The following is a 20645-nucleotide window of genomic DNA, read 5'->3' on the forward strand; positions in this document are numbered from 1 at the left end:
AGCCAAGGGCTCAAGCGGCGACGCGCACGTCCTTGAGGCGCAGCGACAGCTTGCGCTGGCCCCGGAAGGTGTCGAAGCCGGCCTGGAAGGCCAGGTCCACCGGCCCCTCCACCAGCCGCACGCGGTCCGCCATGCCGAAGCCGATGGCGTCCAGCTCCGGCGCGTCCAGGAGGGCGAGCTTGAGGTGGCCGTGGCTGCCCGCGGACTTGGCCGGCAGCACGCGCGGACGGGCCACCTGGTGGCGCAGCACCAGCACGGGCTCCGGGTTGCCCTGACCGAAGGGCCCCAGCCGCTGGAGCGCCTCCACCGCCGTGGCGTCCAGCTCCCGGGGGCTCACCACCGCGTCCACGCGGCAGCGGGGGATGAGGTCCTCGGGGGACAGGCGCTGGAGGGCAATCTTCTCGAAGGCCTCGCGCAGCGCGGGCAGCTTGTCCGCGTCGATGGTGAGGCCTGCGGCGTGCTTGTGTCCGCCGAACTTGGTGAGCAGCTCCGAGCAGCCGCTGAGCGCGTCGAACAGGTGGAACGCCTCGATGCTGCGCGCCGAGCCCTTCCCCACCCCGTCCTTCACCCCCACCATGACGGTGGGCCGGTGGTAGCGCTCCACCACGCGCGAGGCGACGATGCCGATGACACCCGGGTGCCAGCCCTCGTCGTAGAGCACGAAGCCGCGCGCGTCCTTGCGCTCCTCCGCCTGGGCCAGCGCCTGCGTGAGGATGGTGCTCTCGATGCCCTGGCGCTCCGCGTTGGCCCGGTCCAGGACCGACGCCAGCGCGCGCGCCGACTCGAGCGACTCCGAGCAGAGCAGCTGCAGGCCCAGCGACGCGTCATGCAGCCGACCCGCGGCGTTGATGCGAGGCCCCAGCCGGAAGCCCACCTGGCCCGCCGTGATCGGGGTGTCCGGGTCCATCCCCGCCACCTCCTTCAGCGCGCGCACGCCGGGACGACGCGCGGCGGTGAGCTCCTGCAGCCCGTGGGTGACGAGGATGCGGTTGGCGCCGGTGAGCGGCACCACGTCCGCCACCGTGGCCAGCGCCACCAGGTCCATCAGCGCCTTGAGGTTGGGCTCCTTGCGCGTGGCGAAGTAGCCGTCGTCGCGCAGCCGCTTGCGCAGCCCCATGCAGAAGTTGAAGGCCACGCCCGCCGCGCACAGCGCCTTGGTCGGGTACTCGCAGCCGGGCTGGTGCGGGTTGAGCACCGCCACCGCGGGGGGCAGCGTGGGCGGCACCGTGTGGTGGTCCACCACCACCACGTCCAGCCCCAGCTCCTTCGCGCGGGTGATTTCGGCCACGGACGTGATTCCGCAGTCCAGCGTCACCAGCACCCGCGTCCCGTCCCCGGCGATGCGCTCCACCGCGCCCAGGTTCAGGCCGTAGCCCTCATCCAGCCGGTGGGGGATGTACGTGGCGAGCTGCGACATGCCCAGCTCGCGCAGGAACAGGAACAGGAGCGACGTGGAGCACACCCCATCCACGTCGTAGTCACCGTACAGCGTCACCTTCTCGCGCTTGTGCAGCGCGCGCACCAGCCGCTCCACGCCCGCCGCCATGCCCTTCATCCGGAAGGGGTCCGGCAGGTCCGCCAACCGGTCCGACAGGAACGCCGAGGCCGACTCCGGCGTCCGGTATCCCCGGTGCAGGAGCACCCTCGCCGCGAGCGGATGGAGCGACAGCTCCCCAGCGAGCGACCCCACCTCCTCCTCGACCACGTCTGGAAGCAACCACCGCACTCGCGAGCTCCCCTCCTCGGCGCACGGAACTCCTCCGTGGCCGGGACGAAATCTTGACACGCGAGACAGTACCTCAGACGTCTGACGAGGAAAGTCCAACCTGGGGCACGACATTTCCCTTCCTGCTCACGCGTTCAGGCATGCGCTTGCTCCTTCGCCTGCCGGTGGGAGGCGCGCCGTGCGCCCGGTGCACAGCTTGAGTGCACACCACCTGATAGGGAGGACGCATGTTTTCAAGGGGTATCCAGGTTGGCGCGCTGGCGCTCGCGATTCTCGCTGCGGGCACGGCCTCCGCGCAGGAGCGCAAAGCAGGCAAGCGCGGTGACGTCAACGTGTTCCTGAAGGGCGGCCTGGGCGACTACACGGGCAACCTGGGAGATCTGACGAGCACCGGTCCGTCGTGGGGTCTCTCACTCAACGTGCAGCCCACCACGTTCCTGGGGTTCGAGCTCGGCTACGAGGGCTCGCAGAACGGCATCAACGACGTGCGCATCCTCGACGACGGCCCGTCCATCGTCCGCCAGGGTGGCAGCGCGCTCGTGAAGCTCTCCCCGCCCATGCTCACCGCGGTGCGGCCCTTCGTCGGCGCGGGCTTCGGCCTGACGTACGTGGACGTGCGCGGCACCGGCGGCGGCTTCTACGACAACGACACCATGGAGGAGGTGCCGCTCGCCGCGGGCCTGGAGTTCAACAGCGGCGCGCTCACCGCGGGCCTCCGGGCCACCTACCGCCTGCTGATTGACGACGCGGGCTTCGCCAACGGCGCGGTGGAGGACTCCGACGGCGGCCTCTTCGACGCCTCCGTGACGCTGGGCGCGCGCTTCTAGCGCGACGTCCCGCTCCAGAAACACCGAGGGCCCTGAACTTCCGAACCTCCGGAAGCGCAGGGCCCTCTTTCGTGTCACGTCGCCCCTGCAGGGCCCGCGCGGCCTCAGGCCGGCGCGGTGACGCGGGCTTCCTTCGCCGCGGCGCGCTCGTCCAGCCAGATGGTCACTGGGCTGGCGATGAACACGGACGAGTAGGTGCCCACCACGATGCCCACCAGCATGGCCATGGCGAAGTCGAAGATCTCACCCACGCCGAAGATGAGCAGACCGATGAGCGACAGCGCCGTGGTGCCGGCGGTGAGGATGGTGCGGCCCAGGGTGTCGTTGATGGCGATGTTGATGACCTCCGCGAACGGCTTGCCCTTGAACTTGGCCATGTCCTCGCGGATGCGGTCGTAGATGACGATGGTGTCGTTCACCGAGTAGCCGACGATGGTCAAGAGCGCGGCGATGGCCGTGAGGTTGAACTCGCGGCGGCTCACCAGGTAGTAGCCCGCCACCATGATGACGTCGTGGAGCATGGCCAGCAGCGCGCCGGGGCCGAACTTGAAGTCGAACCGGAACGCCACGTAGATGAGGATGGCCACCATGGAGTACAGCAGCGCCATGACGCCGCGGTTGCGCAGCTGCTTGCCCACCTGCGGACCGACGTAGTCCACGCGGCGCTGCTCGAAGTCCGGCTTCTCCAGGCCCGCGCTCAGCGCGCCGAACACCTTGTCCGCCATGCCGCTGGCGACGACCTGGTAGTCGACGCCCGTGCCGCCCTGGTTCTCGCCCAGGACGCGGACCTCCTGCACGCCGGTGCCGGACTTCTCCACCGCCGCCTTGATGGCCTCCGCCGTCAGCGGCGTCGAGGAGCGGAAGTTGATGATGCCGTTGGCCAGGTCCGCGTAGACGTTCTTCACGCTTCCCAGGCCCTCGATGGCCGCCTTGGCCTTGTCCGCGTTCTCCTCGTTGAGCTGCGTGACGCCGCCCATGCGCAGGAGGAACGCGTTCTCGGAGGCGCTGCCGATGTTCTGCACGCTCACGTCGTGCAGGCCACCCTTCTCCGCGCGCTCACGCACCTCCGCCGCGGAGACGGGGTGGTCGAACTTCAGCTCGACCACCGTGCCACCCGCGAAGTCCACGCCGTAGTTGAACCCCACCGTGGCAATGCCCACCAGGATGGCGAGGTTGATGAGGGTGGAGATGAACACGGCCGGCTTGCGCTTGCCGATGAAGTCGATGTTGGTCTTGTTCTTGAGGATCTGCATGGCAGTTTCCCGGGCTCCCGCCGGTCAGACGGACACCGACTGCGCATTACGGCCGTGGACGAAGTAGGTCATCAGCACGCGCGTGACCATGATGGACGTGAACAGCGAGGCCAAGAGCCCGATGATCATCGTGGTGGCGAAGCCTCGCACCGGCCCCGTTCCCGTGAAGAACAGGATGAAGCCGGCGATGAGCGCCGTCACGTGCGCGTCGAAGATGGTCCAGAAGGCACGATCATACCCCTGGTCCACCGCCGCCTTCGCCGTCTTCCCGTGGGACAGCTCCTCGCGGATGCGCTCGTTGATGAGCACGTTGGCATCCACCGCGATGCCCAGCGTCAGCACGAACCCCGCGATGCCAGGCAGTGTCAGTGTCGCGTTGAAGAACGCCAACCCCGCCAGGATGAGCAGACCGTTGAGGATGAGGGCCACGTCCGCGATGAGCCCCGCCTTGCGGTAGTAGAGCGCCATGAAGAGCACCACCAGGCCCAGCCCCAGGACCACGGCCAGGCCGCCCTTCTTGATGAGCTCGTCACCCAGGCTCGCGCCCACCTGACGAATCTCGCCCACCGTCACCGGCGCGGGCAGCGCGCCCGCCTTGAGCACCAGCGCCAGCGTCTGCGCCTCGCCCAGCCACTCGTCGCGGGTGCGAGCACCCATGCGGCCCATGGTGATGCGCGCGCGGCCTCCGCCGATCTTCTCGTTGATGTTCGGCGCGGTGTGGACGTTGTCGTCCAGCACGATGGCCATCCGGCGGCCCACGCCCGCCTCGGTCAGCTTCTCGAACTCGCGCGCGCCGGCCGGGTCGAACGCGATGTTCACCTCCGGCTCGTTCATCTGGTTCACGGACGCGTCCGCGCCCGCCAGGCTCTCACCCGTGAGCGGGACGTTCTTGTCCAGCAGGTACGTGCGGTACGAGGAGCACTCGTTCTTCTTCAGCGGGTTCGCGATGCACTCGGTGACCACCTGGCGGTTCTCCGGAACCTTGTCCTTGGTGTACTCGAGCAGCGCCTCGCGCGAGGCGCTCTGCAGCTGCGCGAAGCCCCCCTCGTCCGTCACGGTGATGTCGCTGCCCGCGGGCGGCGGCGTCGTCTGGAGCATCTGCGCGAAGAACTGCGGGTTGGTGTCGTCCACCATCCGGAACTCGAGCTGCGCGGTGGTACCCACCAGCTCCTTGGCCTGCTCCGGGTTGCTGCGACCGGGCAGCGAAATCTGGATGGAGTCGGTGCCGAGCTTTCGCACGTCCACTTCGGCCACGCCCCACTTGTCGATGCGGCGGCGGATGACGAGCATCGCCTGGTCCACCGCTTCCTCACGGAAGCGGTTCACCTGCGTGTCGTCGGGCGACAGCACGAGCGTCGCGCCGTCGCGGCTGACCCGCTTGAAGTCGCCGAAGGTCGCCAGGACGTCCTTCTCGATGGCGTCCATCGTCGCCGGGTCCTTCGCCGTCAAGGTGAGCTGGAGCTTCTCCGGGTCCGTATCCGCCGTGACCTCGCCGAGCTTCTTGTCGGCGACGTACGTGGCGATCTGCTGGCCTCGGCGCTCGGTCCGCTTCTGGAGCGCCGTCTTGGTGTCCACGCGCATCACCATGTGGATGCCGCCCTGAAGGTCCAGGCCCAGGTTGAGCCGGTACTTCGCGGGGGGCGCCCACGCCGGCAGCTTCTCCTCGAGAAGCGCCAGGTTGTTGCGCTGGTCACGATCCATGACCACCAGCGTGTAATACGTCGGAATCAGGAACCAGAGGGTCCCCAGCGTCACCGCGACAATCAGTCCGAACTTCCACCACCAGCCGCGGTCCATTTTTACTTCTCCTCCTTCTTCTTCTCTTCGGTCGGCGCCCCCGCCTGCGCGCCCTCGGCCACCGTGCCCTTGGCACTGATGGACGTCTTCAGGATGCGAATGCGCACACCGCTCGCGACCTCCACCGTCACGGTCCGCTCGTCCACCTGGTGGATCTTCCCGAGCATGCCGCCCGCGGTGACCACCTCATCGCCCTTCTTGAGCGAAGTGAGCAGGTTGCGGTGCTCCTTCATCTGCTTCTGCTGTGGGCGGATCATCACGAAGTACATGATCGCGACCAATCCCACGAGCAGAGCCAGGGTGTTCAGCGGGCTCGTCCCGCCGCCCCCGGCCTGCGCCAGCATCAAAAAGCTCTCAGCCACAGACTGCCTCGTCGGTTGTGGAAGGCTTGGGATGGGGGACCCCCCACGCTAATCGAGGAACCCATCCTGAAAGGGGGCCCTCTTAGCAAGGGGTCCCCATGTGAGCAAGTGAACGCGGGAACCCCGACATCCCAACCGCCCGCTCAGCGGCCACGGGTCCGCTCGGCCTCCTGGGCCCGCGCCCGCTCGCGGAAGTCCCGGGCGAAGGCGGCGTAGCGGTCCTCCGCGATGGCCCGGCGCACCTGGGCCATCAACCCCAGGAAGTAATGGAGGTTGTGCAGGGTGTTCAGGCGCATGGCGAGGATCTCCCCCGCCGCGAACAGGTGGCGCAGGTAGGCCCTGCTGAAGTTGCGGCAGGTGTAGCAGGAGCACTCAGGGTCCACCGGCCTGGGGTCCTTGGCGAACGCCGCGTTGCGGATGGTGAGCTTGCCCTCCGAGGTGAAGAGCAGGCCGTTGCGTGCACAACGCGTCGGCAGCACGCAATCGAACATGTCCACCCCGTGCTCCACGCACGTCACCAGGTCCACCGGGGTGCCCACGCCCATGAGGTAGCGGGGCTTGTCCCGGGGCAGCAGCGGCGCGGAGTACGCCACGCCCGCGTGCATGGCCTCGGGGGCCTCGCCCACCGAGTAGCCGCCCAGCGCGTAGCCGGGCAGGTCCACCGCGCACACCTCCTCGGCGTGGCGCTTGCGCAGATCCTCGTGCAGGCCGCCCTGGACGATGCCGAAGAGCGACGAGCGCCCCCGGGTCCACGCCTTCTCGCACCGGTGCAGCCAGCGGGTGGTGCGCGCCAGGGACTTCTCCAGATACGCGCGCTCGGCGGTGGAGGGCGGGCACTCGTCGAACGCCATGATGACGTCCGCGCCCAGCGTCTCCTGGATGTCGATGGAGCGCTCGGGCGTGAGGAAGTGACGCGCGCCGTCGAGGTGGGACTGGAAGGCGGCGCCCTCCTCGGTGATCTTCCGCTTCTCCGACAGGCTGAAGACCTGGAAGCCGCCGCTGTCGGTGAGCATGGGCCGGTTCCAGGAGACGAACTGGTGCAGGCCGCCCATCTCGCCCACCAGCGCCTCACCGGGGCGCAGCATCAGGTGGTACGTGTTGCCGAGGATGATCTGCGCGTCCATGGCGAGCAGGTCGTCCGGGCCCACGCCCTTGACGCTGCCCACGGTGCCCACGGGCATGAAGATGGGCGTCTCGATGGGGCCGTGGGGCGTGTCGAGCCGTCCGCGGCGGGCCTTGGTGCCGGAGGCGTCCTCGTGGAGCAGCTCGAACTTCACCATGCCCGGCGCCACCCGCGTGTCGCCCTTCTCGCGCGGCGTGCCCGCGTCCTGCTCGTGCTGCTCACCCATGACACTCACTCCGACACCAGCATGGCGTCGCCGTAGCTGAAGAATCGATATCCCGCGCGCACCGCCTCTGAATACGCGGCGAGCGTGCGTTCCCGGCCCAACAAGGCGCTCACGAGCACCACCAGCGTGGAGCGCGGCAGGTGGAAGTTCGTCAACAGCGCGTCCACCTGGCGGAAGGTGAAGCCCGGGCGGATGAAGAGCGTCGTCTCGCCGGGACCCTCGCGCAGCTGGCCCGTCGCCGCGTCGGTGGCGGACTCCAGCGTGCGCACCACGGTGGTCCCCACGGCCACCACGCGCCGGCCTTCCGCCTTCGCCGCGTTCACCTCGCGCGCGGTGGACTCGGGCACGGTGTAGCGCTCGGGGTGCATGTGGTGCTTGTCCAGCTCCTCCTCGCGCACGGGGAGGAAGGTGCCGGGCCCCACGTCCAGCGTCACCAGGGCGCGGCGCACCCCGCGGGCCTCGAGCGCGGCCAGGGTGTCCTTTGTGAAGTGCAGGCCGGCGGTGGGCGCGGCCACGGCGCCGGAGGCCTTGGCGTACACCGTCTGGTAGCGCTCGGCGTCCGCGGCGTCGGGCTCGCGGGTGATGTAGGGCGGCAATGGCAGGCGGCCCGCGGCGTCGAGCAGCGAGGCCAGCGACGCACCGGGCGGCGCGTGGAAGCGCACGCGGTACTCCCCGCCCCCCAGGACCTCGAGCACCTCGGCCTCCAGGCCGCTGGCGAACATGAGGCGCTGGCCGGGCTTGAGGCCCTTGGAGGCCTGGCCCAGGCAGAGCCAGTCGAGCGACTCGGGGGCACCACCGAGCGCGGCGGAGGTGAGCGTGGAGGCGGCTGGACGCACCACCAGCAGCTCCACGCGGCCTCCGGAGCCAGCCTTCTGGCCCAGCAGGCGCGCGGGGATGACGCGGGCGTCATTGAGGACGAGCAGGTCTCCGGGGCCGAGCAGCTCCAGCACGTCGGAGAACTGGCGGTGGCTCACGTCGCCCGAGGCGCGGCGCACGTGCATCAGCCGCGAGGCGTCGCGCTGGGGGAGCGGCGCCTGGGCAATCTGGGACTCGGGGAGCTCGAAGTCGTAGTCTGAGAGGCGGGACGACACGGGGTTGGCGCTTGTAGCAGCCCCCATGCCGCCACGGAAAGCGCGCCGACGCCGGGGGCCTCAGTAGAGCTGCTGCAGCTCGGCGCCGGGGTAGTAGTGGGTGAGGATTTCCAGGTACCCCCTGCCCTTGTCGGCGAGCGCCTTGGCGCCCCACTGGCAGAGCCCGGCCCCGTGGCCATAGCCGCGTCCGGAGAACTGGTAGCCCTGGTCGGTCCGTTCCACCTCGAAATCGAGGCTCTTGAGCCGGGTGTAGCCGAGCCTCCGCCGCAGCTCCACGCCGTCCACCGAGCTGCCGTCCCCCAGGGTGACGCGCGTGACGCGGCGGGTGGACGTGCGGGCGGTGATTTTCATGCCCTGGGCGGGCCGCTTGAGCGCCGCCTTGATCTCGGCATCCGACATGGAGGCGGACCAGCGGCTCGCGGGCAGCCGGCCGCACGGGCAGTCGACGGGCTGCAGGTAGGGCAAGTCCCGGTGGAGGGCATCCTGGCCGGACTCGGTGCGGCCGCCGCAGGAGGCGTGGAAGTAGGCCTCGATGGGCGCGAGCTCGTAGGTGAGCACCTGGCCGCGGGTGGCGTCCACGGCGGCGCGGGTGCGCGGGTCCTCGCGGTTGACGCCGCCGTACACCTGGTGGAGCACGCTGCTGCCCAGATGAAACGCGTTGCTGTAGGCATCCAGCTTCTTCTGCAACGCATAGGTGCGAGCGGCCACGGCCTGGGCCTTGAGGGCCTCGGGGGGGAAGGACACGGGCATCTCGCTGCCGAGCACCGCGGCCAGGTAGTCCTCGAGGGGGATGACGTTGATGAGCTGCAGGCCCTCGCGCAGCGGGCGCACGACGACATCGCCGCGCACCTGGGTGTTGCCGGCCTTGATGGGCTGCTCCCCGGGAATCGTCCCCGCGTCCTCAGAGGTGCTCAAGCCGGCGCGGAAGCGCACCGAGTCCCCGAGCACCGGCGCGCCGTTGACCTCGAGCTTGCCGGCCTTGCGTCGGACGATGGCGACCTCCGAGGGGATGGAGACGTAGGTGGCCTCCTCGCTGTCCGCGCCGAAGCCGAGGCCCTGTCCCCGGATGCGCACCTCACTCCCCGTGTCCTCGATGGCGATGCGCAGGGTCTCCACGGCGAGCGAGCGTGGAGCGGCGAGCAGGAGCAGGAGGAGTGCAACAGGTCGCAACATGGCCTGGGAGTGTAGGAGGGTGGCCACGTGCCTCAAGAAAACGACCAGTGGATGGGCGAGGATGGCGGCCACGTGACACCTCCCGAGTCCTCCCCTTCCCGACCTCCCCCCCAGGCCTTCGTCCGGGCCCTGCGAGAGATGGAGCCCCGCTCCGCCGCCGTCCTCACCCGTCGACTCGTGACGGGGGCGTCCCTGGGCGACTGCGCGCGCTTCTATGGCGTCACGGACGAGGCGCTGTCGGTGATGCTCCTTCGGGCGGCCGTGTCGTTGACGCGGAACGTCTTCCCCGGGGCCCGGGAGCCCGCGACGGCGGAGGAGGAATCCGCCTGGGCGAGGATGCTCGCGGCGGCGCTGGAGCGCGAGGACGCCCCGGTCCCCACGGGCCTGGTGCCCGTGGTGGAGGCGTGTCGCAGGCTGCGCGCGCTGAGCGGCGACGTGACGGCGGGGCTCGAGGCCGCGACGCGGGAGGACCAGGCATCGCCCCAGCGGCGTCGTGAGGACTGGCTGCGCAGGCTCGCCGTCATGGCCCTGCTGGCGCTGACGGCCTATCTGTACCTGTCGCGTCCCGAGGAGCCCGCGCGTCGCCCCAGCACGGCGCCACAGCCCACGGCGCCGGACTCGGGACGCCCCTGAGCATTCGAGAGCACGGGGGCATCGCCCTGCACGTGCCGCCTCGCCCCAGGCCGCGTGGACGAACACACCAGGCACCTCGCGAAGCGGGGGGCGCCATCCCGACCTGCGGCGTCCATGGGACGTCAGCCCAGCGCAGCGGTGCAGTGACTCCTCCGACGGGCCGCCTCGTGGGAGGCGCTGCCCCTGGCTTCGCCGACGCACCTGACAGTCCCACCGGAGCGCCTATCCGCCGCCGATGGACCGCCGCGCCTGGCATGGGACAACAGCCCAGCGCGGCGGCCACCGTGGCTGGGGGTTTCGCGCTTCGACAACTTCAGGCCGCTTCTCCACGGACCGAGCAAAGACTCCGCACCGTCGGGCGCGCGCAACAGACAGCGCCGGAGCGCCGGTCATCGGCCGACATTGGGAGCCTGGGGCGCTGGACGACGGGGCAACCCGGCGCGTAAGGGGAATCCATGAGTGCCCTCTCCTTCGCCCTGCCCCTGGTCGTCCTCACGTCCCTCCTGGCTGGCTGCGCGCGCAACGTGGACACGCGCGTCGCGGGAGATGACGACGCGGCCATCGATGGCGCCGCCGCGCGACTCGAGGAGTTGCGGGTGCGGACCGCGGAAGACGACCTGACGTGCGACCAGCGCTGCGCCGCGGCGACACAGACGTGCGAGGTCTCCGAGGAGCTCTGCGCCCTGGTGGACCGTCACGCGGACCGCGATGACCTGCCCCCGCGCTGCGCCGAGGGTCGGGAGCAGTGCTCCAGCGCCCGGGACGGCTGTACGAGCTGCCGCAATGGCTGAGCCCACCGGCGCGCGCCCGCCGGGGCTTCACGGGATTCGCCCCCGTCGCCACACTGTTCTCCAGCAGGAACGCAACCGGTGCACGCCGGTGGATGGCCGTGCTTAGATGCCCTTGTTTCCAACATCGAGGAGCCGCGTCATGTCCCGCCCCATCTCCATGCTCATCGCTGCCCTGCTCGTCGTTCCGGGCGGTGCTGGAGCGCAAGAAGGGGGCGAGATGACTCCCGAGAAGGTGGCGCAGATCCGCCGGGACGAAGCGGCGGCGATGAAGCAGGTGGATGAGGAGTTCGGCAACCGCAAGCCCTCGGAGATGAGCAACGAGGAGCGCGGACAGGCCAGCCGCAAGCAGGCCGCCGTCACCGCCGCAGTGATGGAGAAGCACGGCGTCAGCGCGAAGGAGTACGAGCGCTTCACCGCGAAGATGGGGCCGGAGGGCAACGAGCGCGCCAAGGTCGAGGCCCAGCGTCTGGAAGACCAGGCCAAGGCGGCCGCGGCCCGCCAGGCCGCCGCGGCGAAGGCCAGCGAGGAGAAGGAGGTCTCCGTACAGAAGGGCTTCGACAACGAGAACCCCGTCGAGCTGGAGTCCTCCGGAGGCGATGGCCCCGAGGTCGAGATTGGCATCCCCGTCGAGGACGAGGCGGGCGGCGAGAACGGTGAAGGCGTGGAGACCGCCGAGGGCGAGGGTGGAGGCGCGGTGGGCGCCGATGCCGCCGCGTCGGCCGAGGACAACGTGCAGGTGGAGGTGATGGGCGACGGCGACGCGAAGCCGGCGAAGAAGGCCGTGCGCCGCGCCAGCTCCGAGTCGTCCAAGGCGAAGAAGAAGTTCGTCCGGAAGAAGAAGTCGAGGGACGACTGAGCGTCGTCCCACGGAGCCTGGGCCGAGGCCCGGGCCTCAGCCCTTCCGGTGGTAGCCGAACTGCTGGGCCCGCTCGCGCCACGTCTCGTCATACGGACAGGCGCAGTCGGTCTCCTCGGGCTCCGGATAGGCGTAACGCTCGCCCTTGAAGTTGCGGAACACCGTCTCGCGCTCGTTGCGCTCGACGACGTAGTCCGGCTGGAGCGTCACCTTGCCGCCGCCGCCCGGCAGGTCCACCGCGAGGTGCGGCACGGCGAGCCCCGTGGTGTGCCCCCGCAGCTGCTGGATGATCTCCAGCCCCTTGGCGATGGGCGTGCGCAGGTGCTCGCAGCCTTCCGCCACGTCCATCTGGTGCAGGTAGTACGGGCGCACGCGCGTGCGCAGCAGCAGGTGTGACAGCTCCTTGATGATGCGCGCATCCGAGTTGAGCTGCCGCATCAACACGGCCTGGTTCTCCACGGGCACGCCGTGGTCCACCAGTCGCTCACAGGCCTCGCGAGCCTCGGGCGTCACTTCCTTCGGGTGGTTGAAGTGGGTGACGACGAAGACGGGCGCGTAGCGGCGCAGCAGGCTCGCCAGGGAGTCGGTGACGCGCATGGGCAGCACCACGGGGACCCGGGTGCCGATGCGAATCATCTCCACGTGGGGAATCTCGCTCAACGGCGCGAGCAGCTCCTCCAGCCGCTGCTCGCTGAGCAGGAACGGGTCTCCGCCGGAGATGAGGACGTCGCGCACCTCGGGGTGACGGCGCACGTAGTCGATGCCCCGCCGCATCTGGTCCTTGGACAGCTCCGCCACGCCGCCCTGGGTGATGCGCCTGCGCGTGCAGTGACGGCAGTAGACCGAGCACGTATCCAGCGCCAGGAACAGCACCCGGTCCGGATACTTGTGGACGATGCACTCCTCCGGCCGCGTCTTGTCCTCGCCGAGCGGGTCCTCCAGCTCGCCGGGACGCACGCGCGCCTCGGCGCGCACGGGGATGGACTGCATGCGCACCGGGCAGAACGGATGCTCCGGGTCGATGAGCGACAGGTAGTACGGGCTGATGCCGATGCGGAACAGCGAGGCCGTCTCCTGGACGCCCGCGCGCTCATCGGCGGTCAGCGGCACGTAGCGCTCGAGCTGCTCCAGCCCGCGCACCGCATGCCGCTGATGCCAACGCCAGTCCGCCCACTCCGCGTCGGTGGCCTGGGGGAACAGGCGACGGCGCCCCTCGGAGCTCAACGAGGTCCGCTCGGAGCGAGGCTCCGGCGACGGGGGCACCACCCACGCGGAGGAATCCATCACGCCGCCTTCGTCTGTTCCCGCCACCAGGCCTGGCCCGCCTCGGGCAGCGAGTCGATGGGGTCGAAGTACTCGTACTTCCGGTTGAGGGCCTCGGGGTCGTTCGCCTCGATGCCCGTGCGGTAGTTCTTGGTCCAGTACGAGATGCCGCGCTCGCGGTCGTACTCGGCGATCTGATGGACCCAGCGCTTGCCGACGAAGGGCACGTCACAGACGATGCGCGGCGTGGCGAAGCCCGGCATGTAGCCCATGATGTCGTGCTGCAGCCGCTGCGCCTGGTCCACCGACAGCCGCCAGTGCTCGCTGTTGGGGATCATGTCGCACATGTAGAAGTAGTACGGCAGGATCTTCGCGTGGTCGAGCAGCGTGAAGCACAGCTCGAGCAGCGACTGCGCGCTGTCGTTCACCCCGCGCAGCAACACGCCCTGGTTGCGCACGTCGCGGAAGCCCATGTCCAACAGCTTTCGCACCGCCTTGCCCACCAGCGGCGTGAGCTGCGAGGCGTTGTTGACGTGCGTGTGCAGCGCCAGGTCCACGCCCCGCTCCACCGCCTTCTTCGCCAGCCGGTCCAACCCCGCCAGCACCGAGTCCTGCAGGAAGTGCTGGGGAATGGCCATCAGGCCCTTGCTGGCCAGACGGATGTCCCGGATGTTCGGGATGTCCATCAGCGAGCTGACGAACGGCTCGAGCTGCTGGATGGGCAGGTTCGCGATGTCACCGCCGGACACCACCACGTCGCGCACCGTCGGCGTGCGACGCAGGTACTCGAGCATCTGCTCGTAGCGATCTTTGGGGCCTATCGAGAATTTGTGTTTGCTGACCTGGGGCACGTCGTTGCCCACCAGGTCCATGCGGGTACAGTGTCCACAGTACTGGGGACACGTGGGCAGCATCTCCGCGAGCACCTTGGTCGGATAGCGGTGCGTCAGCCCCTCGACGACCCACATGTCCTGCTCGTGGAGGCTGTCGCGGCTGGCCTTCGGGTGGTTGGGCCAGTCCGTCAGGCGGTCCGCGAAGGCCGGCAGCATGTAGCGGCGCACGGGGTCCTTCCAGAGGTCCTGGAAGTCCATCGTGTTGAGCATCTGCGGGGGCACGAGGATGGACATCGTCGCGCGCTCGCGCTGATCCCGCTCCAGGCTCTCCGCCAGGTCATCCGGGAGCAGCGCGCCGAGCGTCGCCTTGAGCTCCTTCAGGTTCTTGACGGTGTGCTTGCGCTGCCAGACGGAGCTCTCCCACTCCGCCTGGGTGACGTCCTTGTACCCGGGGATGCGCTTCCAGTCGGGTTCGACGAACTCACGGCGGAGCGGATAGGAAAAAGGCTGTTGGGCAGGACCGGCCTCGGTCTTGCCCCGGATGGGCGTCGTGGTCATGGCGCATTCCCTCAGCGTGTGGCGTCGCGGGCCGGGCGTCATACCGCGCCCGGCACCGGTTCATTCAACAATTCGACGACGCGCAGCCTGCCCGACTCCTCACTCGATGGCGACGTTGACGAGCTTCTCCATCTTGCCTTCCGCGATGGAGACAACGAAAGGCTTGCTCGTCTTGCCATTGAGTTTGAAGGTGATCTTCCGCTTGCCCACCGGCAGGACCAGGGGGCTGCCGAGGGTCACCGGCGTCTGTCGGCCAGTCTTCTTTCCGTCGACGAAGATCTCCGCGCCCGCGGGCTTGGTGCTGCACGCCAGCGTCCCCGTGGCCTTGGACGCCGGAGGCGGCTTGGGCGGCTGCGGCCTCGGAGTCGGCGGCGGGTCGGCCTGTACCACGGGCTTGGGGGGCCGAGGAGCCTCCTCCTTCACGAGCTGGAACGGAACGGTCAGCTCGTCCCCCTCTCCCTTGGCGACGAACTTGCCCGAGTAGGGCTTGTAACCCGCGAGCTTCGCCGTGAACTGGTAGGTCTTGCCCGCCTCCAGGTTGGCCATCCGCGCGTCGGGCGTGAGCCCCACCCGGCTGCCATTCACGGAGATCTCCGCGCCGTCGGCGCCCTCGAACACCGCCGCGAGCTTCTTGGGCGCGGGCGGCTCCACGGGGGCCGTGGGCGTGCTGGGAGGAGGCTCGACCTTCACCGTCTCCGTCGGCGAGTCGGTGCCCGGCTTCGCATCGCTCGGAGACTCTGTCCCAGGCTGGGCTGGAGGCGTGCCGGGCTGGCCCGGGTCCACGACCGTTCCCGGGTTGTTCTCCGGGGGCGTCGCGGGGCGCTCGGCCACCTCGACGGGCTTGTTCGGGGGAGGCTCGTCCGCCGGAGGCTCGACTGCATCGGGCACCAGGCTGAAGGACTCGGCGAGCGGCGTGCCCTCGACGACCTTCACGAACTTCCGCTCGGACTTGTGTCCCGGAGCGCTGGCGATGACCTCGTAGTCACCGGCGGGGAGGGCCAGGACGGTGTTCGGCTCGACGGCCTGGTTGTTCACCGTGACGGACGCGCCCACCTGGGGCGTCACGGAGAAGATGACCTGCTCTCCCCCCGAGCCGCTCATCACGAGCGCCAGGAGCAGAATCAACACGGCGACGATGCCCGCCGCGGAACCGAAGAGCACCGGCTTGGGCAGGTTCGCGAGCGTCTGCAGGAGCGGCGGCTGCCCCTTGCCGGAGCCCTTCGCCTTGGGCTTGGCCTTCGTGGGCTGAACGGGCTTGGCCTTCCCCTTCCCGCCCTTGTTCGCCACGGGCGCGGGCGCCTGGGAACCGGTGACCTCTTCGGGGTCCTGGTGGTCGTCGGCGTAGGCGCCGTCGTCGTGCTGACCGTAGCCGTCCTGGTGGTCGTAGCCCTCGTCCTGGGGCGCATCGAAGGCGCCGGTGTCGTGGGGCTGCTGCGAGCCGCGCTGACCGCCACGGCCCCCTCGCCCGTTCTGGGCGACGGTGATGTTGCCCGTCGTCTCCTCGGGCGGCTCGTCCTCCATCGGCCTCGAGCGCGAGGGCGGAGCCGTCGGCGCCGGGCCAATCATCGTCGCGCCGGAGTAGGCCTCGCCGTCCTCGCTGGCGATGACCACCTGGGCCTTGGGCCCGCTCTTGCCCTTGCGCATCGAGGGCTCGGGCTCACGCGACGGATAGGCGGACGCGGTGCCGCTGCCCTGGAGCGTGGGGTTCTCGGACCGTCCCGTGATGCTGTCGTCGACGAGCACGCTGCTCTCGGCGACGCGCGTCTCCGGCGACATGAAGGTCTGGGTCGAGTCGACGATCTGCGTCTTGTCGCCCGCGCCGACGCCCATCTCCTCCAGCTCCTCGGCGGAGGGAGGCGGGATGTAGCCAGGGGCTGGATGGCCCGGCGCCGTCGGGGCACGCCCCGCGGGAGAGCCGGTCACCACCACCGCCGGCGGAGGACGCTGCTTGGTGCTGCGAACCTGCGCGGGAGGCGGGACGGTGATGCCCGAGGTCTCGATCTGGTCCGGGCGCTCGATGCCCGCGAACCGCTCCATCTTCTCCGCCTCGCGGAGCATGTCCTCGGCGAAGGCCTCCTTCATGTAGGAGGACAGATGCTTCGACGAGTAGATGGCATCCCCCGCGAGGAGGAAGCGCATCAGGTCCTCGGCGAGGTCGGAGCCCCACTGGTAGCGCTCCTCCGGCTCGCGGGCGAGCGCCTTGAGGACGACCTTCTCGAGCCCCGGGGGGATGTTCGGGTTGAACTCGCGCGGCAGCGGGACGTCCGCGTTGCGCACCTTCTCCAGGGTGGAGAAGTCCGACTCGCCGACGAAGAGCTTCTCGCCGGTGAGCATCTCGTAGAGCAGCACGCCGACGGCGAAGATGTCGCTGCGCCGGTCGATGGGCATGCCCCGGACCTGCTCCGGGCTCATGTAGCCGAACTTGCCCTTGAGGATGCCGGCCTGCGTCTTCTGCGAGCGGTTGGCCGCCTTGGCAATGCCGAAGTCGATGACCTTGACCTCGCCCTCGTACGAGATGAGGACGTTCTGCGGCGACACATCGCGGTGGATGATGTGGAGGTCCTGGCCGCGCGCGTCCTTCTTGCGGTGGGCGTAGTCCAGGCCGTCACACAACTTGGAGGCGATGAACACCGCCTGGGCGGTGGGCATGATCTCCTTGCGCCGCCGGTACCGCTCCAGGATGGTCCGCACGTCGCGACCCGCCACGTACTCCATGGCGATGAAGTAGGTGTCGTCGTGCTTCCCGAGCTCGTGGATGTGCACGATGTTGGCGTGGTTCAGTTGAACGCTGATCCGCGCCTCGTCGATGAACATCGTGATGAACTCTTCGTCCTCCGCCATCGTGGGGAGGATCTTCTTGATGGCGAGGATGCGCTCGAAGCCCTCGACGCCGAAGGCCTTCGCGATGAACACCTCGGCCATGCCGCCGACGTTGATGCGCTCGAGGAGCAGGTACTTCCCAAAAAGGGTCGGCTTCTTCATCTCGTGGAGCGGTCCGAGGCCGGAGTGAGCACCGCGGCAGGCGGAGCGCAGACCGGGCGGAGAAGTGGGACTCTAGTTCTGCACAGATAGCGAGTCAAACACCTCGGCGGCCCCAAAAGCCGAACGAATTCAGAAGGTTGAGGGGTTCAGAGGCCACTCGGAGGCAACGTGGGGACCAGGCGCAGCGTCGTCTGTCGGACAGGACCTGATGCGCTCCCGGCAAACGCCCCACATCGGCCGCGCTGATCCCACCCCGCCCGGTGCTTGAACCGATGGCGCCGCGACGGCGACTCCCGCCGGATTCCTGCGGAAGGAACGGTGTCGGCCGAAGCCCTTCGACGCACGACTGGGCGGCGAGGCGGCGCGCGGAGTCGCGCATGGAGCCGAGTGCCGCCTTTGACGCGGTCGAGCTCCCCGGCCGTCCGCGCGATGCCGAACAGGCGCGCACGAGGGCTTCGTGTACGAAGGCACGGGGTCCGGCGCTGAGCAGGACAGCCACGCAGGCCGCGTTGGGCACGCCGCGCTTCCCCAGGCCTGCAGGTCCTCGGAGCGGTGAGGCGGTGGTCCGCGCGGGACGCAGAAAAAAGAAAAGCCCCCGTCGCACGAGGCGACGAGGGCTTCTCAAAAAGAATCCGGCAGCGACCTACTCTCCCACGCGGTTTCCCGCGGAGTACCATCGGCTCTGGAGGGCTTAACTTCCGTGTTCGGGATGGGAACGGGTGTGACCCCTCCGACATTGCCACCGGAAAACATAGAGACAGTGCATACGAAGGGTAAGTTGCAGCATTCTGCGAGTATCAAGCCTCGCTGTGCTTTAAAGAAGTTTCTTCCGGGTGAATGCGCATGCATTCAAGCCTCGGCCTTGGCCCCGAGTCCCTTACTCCCCTCGAGGGGGCGCGCAAGAGATAGGGGGAAGTAAGCCGCTCGACCAATTAGTACTGGTTAGCTCAACGCGTTACCGCGCTTACACACCCAGCCTATCAACGTCGTAGTCTTCGACGGGTCTTCAGGGGCTTGCGCCCGGGATACCTGGTCTTGAGGTCGGTTTCCCGCTTAGATGCTTTCAGCGGTTATCCAATCGGCACATGGCTACCCAGCGATGCCTCTGGCGAGACAACTGGTACACCAGCGGTGCCTCCAACCCGGTCCTCTCGTACTAAGGTCAGAGCCTCTCAAGTATCCTACGCCCACAGCAGATAGGGACCAAACTGTCTCACGACGTTTTGAACCCAGCTCGCGTACCGCTTTAATTGGCGAACAGCCAAACCCTTGGGACCTGCTCCAGCCCCAGGATGCGATGAGCCGACATCGAGGTGCCAAACCTCCCCGTCGATGTGAACTCTTGGGGGAGATAAGCCTGTTATCCCCGGAGTACCTTTTATCCGTTGAGCGATGGCCCTTCCATTCAGGACCACCGGATCACTATGACCTGCTTTCGCACCTGCTCGACGTGTCCGTCTCGCAGTCAAGCTCCCTTATGCCATTGCACTCGCCGCCCGGTTTCCAATCGGGCTGAGGGAACCATCGCGCGCCTCCGTTACTCTTTGGGAGGCGACCGCCCCAGTCAAACTACCCACCAGACAGTGTCCCAATCCCGGCTAACGGGACATGGTTAGACACCAGAAATCAACAGGGTGGTATTTCACCGTTGCCTCCACCGAACCTAGCGGCCCGGCTTCAAAGGCTCCCACCTATCCTACACAGTCAATCCCTAGTGTCACTGTCAAGTTATAGTAAAGGTTCACGGGGTCTTTCCGTCTTGCTGCGGGTAAACTGCATCGGCACAGCTATTTCAATTTCGCTGAGTCCCTCTCCGAGACAGCGCGGAAGTCGTTACTCCATTCGTGCAGGTCGGAACTTACCCGACAAGGAATTTCGCTACCTTAGGACCGTTATAGTTACGGCCGCCGTTTACTGGGGCTTCGGATCATCGCTTCGCCTTGCGGCTGACGAATCCCCTTAACCTTCCAGCACCGGGCAGGAGTCAGACCCTATACGTCGGCTTGTCGCCTTCGCAGAGTCCTGTGTTTTTGGTAAACAGTCGCTACCGCCATTTCTCTGCAACCTCTCTCGGCTCCAGCTGTACGCCTTCACCTACCAGAGGCCCACCTTCTTCCGAAGTTACGGTGGAAATTTGCCTAGTTCCTTGGAGGAGAGTTCTCTCAAGCGCCTTAGGATTTTCTCCTCACCCACCTGTGTCGGTTTACGGTACGGACACCCTGCAAGCTCCCTACGGGACTTTTCTTGGAAGCAGAGCATCGACGACTTACCCCTTACGGGGCGCCATAAGGTCTCGAGGATAGCTGCCGCGCCTTTATTCGTACGCGACACCCCTACGCCTTTAGACTGACACAACCGCCGGTCAGCTCGTCTAGCTTTCTCCGTCCTCCCTTAGTTCAACGCTTGCAAGATGGCGCGGGAATATTAACCCGCTTTCCATCATCTACGCCTTTCGGCCTCGACTTAGGTTCCGGCTAACCCTGGGAAGATTAACTTGACCCAGGAAACCTTGGGTTTACGGCGAGGGGGTTTCTCACCCCCTTTATCGCTACTCATTTCGGCATCAGCACTCCCAACCGCTCCAGTCGCCCTTTCGGTCGGCCTTCGCTGCAGTTGGAACGCTCCCCTACCGCCATACGCTTTACGTATGACCCGAAGCTTCGGCACTAGTCTTGAGCCCCGTTACATTTTCGGCGCGGCCTGTCTTGACCAGTGAGCTATTACGCTTTCTTTAAAGGATGGCTGCTTCTAAGCCAACCTCCTGGTTGTCAATGACCTGCCACATCCTTTCTAGTGTTCACTTAGACTAGATTTGGGGGCCTTAGCTGTCGGTCTGGGTTATTCCCCTCTTGCCAATGGACGTTATCACCCACTGACTGCGTCCCGGGCTAACAATTACTGGCATTCGGAGTTTGGTACGGTTTGGTAATCTGGTGAGACCCCTAGCCGTTCCAGTGCTCTACCTCCAGTATTGAATTGCCCGAGCCGATACCTAAATATCTTTCGGGGAGAACCAGCTATCACGGAGTTTGATTGGCCTTTCACCCCTACACACAGCTCATCCCAGAAATTTTCAACTTTCATGAGTTCGGTCCTCCATGCGGTGTTACCCGCACTTCAACCTGGCCATGTGTAGATCACCCCGCTTCGG

The 20645-nt window shown here is 67.6% G+C and carries 14 protein-coding genes and 2 rRNA genes (1 of these 16 running past the window's edge); 4 read left to right on the top strand and 12 right to left on the bottom strand.

Going from position 1 to position 20645, the window contains the following annotated elements; genetic code table 11:
• Window positions 1-10 precede the first annotated feature (10 nt).
• Window positions 11-1726 (bottom strand): single-stranded-DNA-specific exonuclease RecJ, encoded by a 1716-nt coding sequence (gene recJ / locus AC6JA9_RS27805; RefSeq protein WP_267700350.1) that lies wholly within the window; start codon window positions 1724-1726, stop codon window positions 11-13.
• Window positions 1727-1953: 227 nt separating this feature from the next.
• On the opposite strand from recJ, the gene AC6JA9_RS27810 reads away from it, so the two are divergent.
• Window positions 1954-2553: an outer membrane beta-barrel protein gene (locus tag AC6JA9_RS27810; protein ID WP_223751706.1), complete on the top strand. Its 600-nt coding sequence runs from the start codon at window positions 1954-1956 to the stop codon at window positions 2551-2553.
• A gap of 104 nt (window positions 2554-2657) precedes the next feature.
• On the opposite strand, the gene secF is transcribed toward AC6JA9_RS27810, so the two are convergent.
• The 6 genes from secF to AC6JA9_RS27840 all read right to left on the bottom strand — a co-directional run bounded on the left by secF (window position 2658) and on the right by AC6JA9_RS27840 (window position 9578).
• Window positions 2658-3806 (bottom strand): protein translocase subunit SecF, encoded by a 1149-nt coding sequence (gene secF, locus AC6JA9_RS27815; protein WP_223785415.1) that lies wholly within the window; start codon window positions 3804-3806, stop codon window positions 2658-2660.
• A 24-nt stretch (window positions 3807-3830) separates the two neighbouring features.
• Window positions 3831-5603: a protein translocase subunit SecD gene (secD, locus tag AC6JA9_RS27820; RefSeq protein ID WP_141327829.1), complete on the bottom strand. Its 1773-nt coding sequence runs from the start codon at window positions 5601-5603 to the stop codon at window positions 3831-3833.
• A 2-nt stretch (window positions 5604-5605) separates the two neighbouring features.
• Window positions 5606-5965, bottom strand: a complete 360-nt coding sequence (gene yajC / locus AC6JA9_RS27825) for a preprotein translocase subunit YajC (protein ID WP_141327827.1) — start codon at window positions 5963-5965, stop codon at window positions 5606-5608.
• 143 nt (window positions 5966-6108) lie between these two features.
• The gene (tgt, locus tag AC6JA9_RS27830) at window positions 6109-7314 is read right to left on the bottom strand and encodes a tRNA guanosine(34) transglycosylase Tgt (protein WP_408889887.1); all 1206 of its coding nucleotides are present in this window, start codon (window positions 7312-7314) and stop codon (window positions 6109-6111) included.
• Between the two features lie 5 nt (window positions 7315-7319).
• Window positions 7320-8432 carry a tRNA preQ1(34) S-adenosylmethionine ribosyltransferase-isomerase QueA gene (queA, locus tag AC6JA9_RS27835; RefSeq protein WP_497958101.1) on the bottom strand — a complete coding sequence of 371 codons (1113 nt, stop codon included), beginning with the start codon at window positions 8430-8432 and terminating at the stop codon, window positions 7320-7322.
• A 33-nt stretch (window positions 8433-8465) separates the two neighbouring features.
• Window positions 8466-9578, bottom strand: coding sequence for a SpoIID/LytB domain-containing protein (locus AC6JA9_RS27840; RefSeq protein ID WP_223751708.1), 1113 nt, complete (start codon window positions 9576-9578; stop codon window positions 8466-8468).
• Between the two features lie 27 nt (window positions 9579-9605).
• Between AC6JA9_RS27840 and AC6JA9_RS27845 the strand changes: the two genes are divergently transcribed.
• The 3 genes from AC6JA9_RS27845 to AC6JA9_RS27855 all read left to right on the top strand — a co-directional run bounded on the left by AC6JA9_RS27845 (window position 9606) and on the right by AC6JA9_RS27855 (window position 11858).
• Window positions 9606-10211, top strand: coding sequence for a hypothetical protein (locus AC6JA9_RS27845; protein ID WP_497958102.1), 606 nt, complete (start codon window positions 9606-9608; stop codon window positions 10209-10211).
• Between the two features lie 455 nt (window positions 10212-10666).
• Entirely contained in the window at window positions 10667-11002 is a 336-nt protein-coding gene (locus tag AC6JA9_RS27850) for a hypothetical protein (RefSeq protein WP_223751710.1), read from the top strand.
• A gap of 139 nt (window positions 11003-11141) precedes the next feature.
• Window positions 11142-11858 (top strand): hypothetical protein, encoded by a 717-nt coding sequence (locus AC6JA9_RS27855; protein WP_223751711.1) that lies wholly within the window; start codon window positions 11142-11144, stop codon window positions 11856-11858.
• A 36-nt stretch (window positions 11859-11894) separates the two neighbouring features.
• Here the strand turns inward: AC6JA9_RS27855 and AC6JA9_RS27860 are convergent, their stop codons facing one another.
• The 5 genes from AC6JA9_RS27860 to AC6JA9_RS27880 form a co-directional block, all read right to left on the bottom strand.
• Window positions 11895-13142: a KamA family radical SAM protein gene (locus tag AC6JA9_RS27860; RefSeq protein WP_223751715.1), complete on the bottom strand. Its 1248-nt coding sequence runs from the start codon at window positions 13140-13142 to the stop codon at window positions 11895-11897.
• A complete protein-coding gene (locus tag AC6JA9_RS27865; RefSeq protein ID WP_141327821.1) occupies window positions 13142-14512 on the bottom strand; it encodes a KamA family radical SAM protein in 1371 nt (456 codons plus the stop codon). The genes AC6JA9_RS27860 and AC6JA9_RS27865 overlap by 1 nt, the downstream gene beginning before the upstream one ends.
• A gap of 99 nt (window positions 14513-14611) precedes the next feature.
• A complete protein-coding gene (locus AC6JA9_RS27870; RefSeq protein WP_497958103.1) occupies window positions 14612-17494 on the bottom strand; it encodes a protein kinase domain-containing protein in 2883 nt (960 codons plus the stop codon).
• Window positions 17495-18124: 630 nt separating this feature from the next.
• Window positions 18125-18241: ribosomal RNA gene (rrf, locus tag AC6JA9_RS27875) — 5S ribosomal RNA — on the bottom strand.
• A 164-nt stretch (window positions 18242-18405) separates the two neighbouring features.
• Window positions 18406-20645 (bottom strand): 23S ribosomal RNA (locus AC6JA9_RS27880) (it continues 724 nt past the right edge of the window).

The organism is Myxococcus sp. MH1 (assembly GCF_059738865.1).